Raw genomic sequence first — 3,678 nt, forward strand, 5'->3', positions numbered from 1 at the left:
AGATCCCCTGCGTTGTCGTAGAGGAATTCGCCCGATCCGTAGAGCGCGTCGTAGAAGTATGAGTAGTCCGAATAGTCGGACTCGGTGCGGTCCTTGCGGTTGAGGATGCCGCCCGTCGCCACGAGGTCCCAGTTGCCCAGCTTGCCCTCGATGGTGAGGGCCGCCTGATACCACTCGTCCTTGCTGCCTTCCGGATTGTACTGGACGGTCTGCAGCTTCTTGTCGACCGCACTGGAGCGCTCCTGCGCGAAGCTGCCATCGGTCTTCTGGACCTGCCCCATCAATGTGGGCGTGATGGTCCAGTTGTCGTCCAGTTCGATGCCGAGTGCCACCCTGGCGCCGTAAGTCTCGACGTCGTTGTAGTCCTTCTCGACGAGATCGGCGTTGTCCTGGGTGATGCCAGAAACCGGGTAGGTCCGGCTGCCGGCGATGTTGTCGATGTAGCCCGCGTCACGGCGATACCAGCCCACGACGCGCAGCGCTGCACGGTCGGACAGCTTGAAGTTGAGGAAGCCCTGCGCGACGCCGCCGATGTCGCCGTGGGCGACCGAGTTCAATTCCGCATCGACTGCGCCGTATGTTCCCGAATAGTCCGGCGCATTGGTGACGATCTTGATCGTGCCCGCCATCGAACTGGCGCCGTAGAGGGTGCCCTGCGGACCGGCGAGCGCTTCCACCCGGGATATGTCGTATGCATGGATGTCGAGCGCGCCCTGGATGGTCGTGATCGGCATCTCGTCGAGATAGGTGCCCACGGTGGGCAGCGGTCCCGAATGGTTGGCGTTCTCCCCTGAGGCGACGCCGCGGAAGTAGACCTGGCTGAAGCCGGGCTGGGTGGTCTGGATCGTGACCGACGGGATGAACTTGACCGCGTCCTGCAGTTCCTTGACCTGCAACTCGCGCAGCTTTTCCCCGCCGAGCGCCGTGATGGCGATGGGAACGTCCTGGATGTTCTGCGTGCGCTTGAGAGCGGTCACCAGAATGACGTCGCCCTGTTCTTCGGCAGGCGCCTGTTGTGCCAGCGCCGGTTGCGCTGCAGCGAGAGTGGAGGAGCCAAGCAGTGCGACGATGACGCTGCGACGAGAAGCCAGACGCGATGTACCCACCCGTGTTCCCCTGTATTGCCCTGAAGGGAAAGCGCCACAGTTCATGAGTTTTGACAATAGGTCTGCCGGGTAAACTCCATTGTGCAGTGCACTGTATGACATTTCTGCCACAAAACGCGGTACTTGGCTCAGGCGCGCGCGTATGTCTCCGGCAAGTCGCCGAGCGCAGACAGAAGAGGGGCCAGCCAGCCTTGGTAAGGCCGCCATTGGCCGACGCCGTCGCGGTTGATCGGGCGCCGCACCTGTTCGCTCGATGCCGTGCGCACCGCACGCGGGTTGCGATGAAATTCCAGGCACGCTTCTTCGAACGGAAGGCCGACATAGGCAAGCAGCCGGCGCACTTCCGCCTCCGGCGCATCAAGGAGGTTCTCGTGGATGACGCGGTACACGCGCCCGGGCAGCACGCGGTCATAATGCGTCATGGCGCGCACGTAGTCGGCATAGTAACGACCGACGTGATCGAGATCGTATGAGAACGGCTGCCCTTTCGCGAAATGTTGGCGGAAATTCGAGAAGCAGCAGTCCAGCGGATGACGGCGAGCGTCGATGATCCGGGCGTTCGGCAGGGCAAGGGCGATGAGGCCGAGGTACGCCCAGTTGTTGGGCAGCTTGTCGATGTATAGTGGCCTTGCCGTCTTGCGCTGGACACGAGTGCGTTCGAGGTACTCGGCGCCGAGTTCGGCCAGTTTCTCTGCCGGCATTGCGGCGAGCGCTTGCGACCAGTCGCGCGCATGGCCGCCGGCGGCCTGGGCCTCGCGCATGGCGATGGCGGGAATGTCTGGAAGTTCCATCGTGCCCTCGATCTGCGAATGGCTCGACAGGATCTGTTCGATCAGTGTCGAGCCGGCGCGTGGCAGACCAAGGATGAACACCGGGTCCGGCGAAGGATCGCCCGCCACGAGGCGCGACGCCACGAAGTCGGACGTGAAGGTCATGATCATGCCGTCGACCTGGGCCGTCACGGCAGCCGGATCGTAGTCCAGCTGGTCGCGGCGCAGCTTGTTGCCCTTCGCATAGTGCGCGAACGAGCGGGCGGCATCGTCCCGATCGTCCATCGCCTTGCCCAGGGCGAAGTGGAGGTGGAGGCGATCGTCCTCGGACAGCGGAGCCGCGCCGGAGAGTGCCGCTTCCATGGCCGTCACGTCATCATCCTCGAAACGCCAGGTCTTGAGATTGGCGAGGCTCCACCAGACTTCGCCGAGCCCCGGTTCTATCGCCAGTGCCCGGCGATAGGCGGCGACGCTCTGCGTCTGTTCGCCCAGGGTCTTCAGGATGTGGCCGTAGCTCATCCACAGCCTCGCATGGTCGGGGAAGGTGCCGGTGAGGTTGGCGTAGATCTGGCGGGCCTCCTCGTAGTCGCCCGTCCGCCCGAGCGCGGCGGCCCGCAAGGTGAGGTTCCCGGCATCGCCGCCCCCCGCCGCGAGCACGGCATCGAGTTCACTCACCGCGTCCGCAAAGCGGTTCTGCCGGTAGAGGACGATCGCCAGGTTCGCTCTTGCCGCAGTGAAACCCGGCGCAAGCTCCAGGGCGCGGCGCAGCAGGGCCTCGGCGTCGCGATAGCGCCCGATCCGGCCGGCAAGCTCGGCCATCATGCGGATCGCGGCAACGTCGGTCGGCTGTTCGCGCAGCCGCTGGCGCAGGCCCGCCTCGGCCCCCGGCAGGTCGTTCGAGATGAGCGAGCGGGCAATGGCGACAAGTTGCGGGTCGTGCGCCGAGGCACGGATCGCCTCGCTCTCGGCGAACAGCGCCTCTGCATCACGCCCGAGCGTTCGCATGGCTCGGCCAAGCAGGCGGTAGGCGCCCGCGTCGTTGGCGTTTCGCAGGATCTCCGCGCGCAGCATGGGCACCGCACGCGCGGGATCGGCGGCGACGAGCGCAGCCATGGACACTGTTTGGCCGGGACGATTCATGCCGCAAGGTATGCGCAAGACCCCGGCGGACCTCAAGCGATCCCGCAGTTCGGGAAACCGACGCGCTTGTCGGTCTTGCGAAAATATGACAGCTTCGCCGCAGGCTTGATCGCCGGGATCAGGATCGTTAGCGGGCGCCCTCCAAGTGCCGGCCAACAAATCCAAGGGTATATCCGTCATGCGCGTAACACCTGTACGCAAAGGACTTTTTCGGACCAATTTGCCCGGCCTCGGCGAATGCGCACGGGTCGATATGAGCGCGGGAGACGCCGCTCCCTACCTTGAGCGAGAGATGTACGTTCTGCTTGGATTCCAGCCCAGTTTCGACCTCCTGCCGGAGCAGCTGGCCGACGCGAAGCCGGCGGCGCGAGGTCTGTGGAACCTCGCCGGCTGAGCGCGTTTCCCGGACGACTTTGCGCCGATGCGGTTGCACAATTTGCAGTAAAGTGAAATTGGTACGCGCAAATTCCTGCGCTTTGGTCTATGGGCGGCCCAATCGGTGCGCCTGCGGGCGAGCCCCGCAGCCCTCCCTACGCTCGCCAAAGCCGCACAAGCGGCAGGATTGATTTGCCAGTTATGACCTTTTCGCAACTCCCCCAGCCTCTCGCCGAGGCGCTCGCAGCGCATGGCTACGAAACGCTCACGCCGGTCCAGGCCGCCGT

At 64.6% G+C, this 3,678-nt stretch carries 2 protein-coding genes; both read right to left on the reverse strand.

The genetic code is table 11. From position 1 onward, the window contains the following. Positions 1–1,106: TonB-dependent receptor plug domain-containing protein (locus VMR39_RS22800; protein WP_325419406.1), on the reverse strand; the 1,106-nt coding region annotated here is incomplete at its 3' end. A gap of 128 nt (positions 1,107–1,234) precedes the next feature. After that, positions 1,235–3,016, reverse strand: coding sequence for a tetratricopeptide repeat-containing sulfotransferase family protein (locus VMR39_RS22805; protein WP_414712580.1), 1,782 nt, complete (start codon positions 3,014–3,016; stop codon positions 1,235–1,237). Between the last annotated feature and the right edge of the window lie 662 nt (positions 3,017–3,678).

The sequence above is a fragment of the Sphingobium sp. genome (assembly GCF_035511395.1).
Taxonomy (GTDB): Bacteria; Pseudomonadota; Alphaproteobacteria; order Sphingomonadales; family Sphingomonadaceae; genus Sphingobium.

Excerpts from the sequence above, each read along its gene's own strand:
- VMR39_RS22805 (WP_414712580.1), bottom strand. The coding sequence starts at position 3,016 with ATGAATCGTCCCGGCCAAACAGTGTCCATGGCTGCGCTCGTCGCCGCC.